We start from the raw sequence: 233 nt of genomic DNA, 5'->3' as shown, positions 1-233 counted from the left end.
GTTTCGATCATCCAATCGGTCCGCTCCCGCAAATAATCGGCCAGCGGCGCCACTTCTTCTGGACTTCCCGTAAACCCGTGAATACATAAACAGCCGATCATCATTTCCACCCCCGCCCGAATGAAAAGCGGCGCCTGTGACGCCGCTTTTAGTTTCTCTCGGGTTGCTTGATGTTACACCCAATATCGAAGCAACTCTTCCAATTTCATGCCGCGCGATGCTTTCAATAAAAC

At 51.1% G+C, this 233-nt stretch carries 1 pseudogene; it reads right to left on the bottom strand.

Going from position 1 to position 233, the window contains the following annotated elements:
- A pseudogene (locus LD028_RS09550) lies at window positions 1-101 on the bottom strand (carboxylesterase); the annotation flags it as partial.
- Window positions 102-233: the final 132 nt, after the last annotated feature.

This window comes from Anoxybacillus sp. LAT27, from assembly GCF_022030075.1.
Classification (GTDB): Bacteria; Bacillota; Bacilli; order Bacillales; family Anoxybacillaceae; genus Anoxybacillus; species Anoxybacillus kestanbolensis.
Note: the sequence above shows the minus strand (reverse complement) of the source record. Positions and strands in the feature narration are given on the sequence as shown.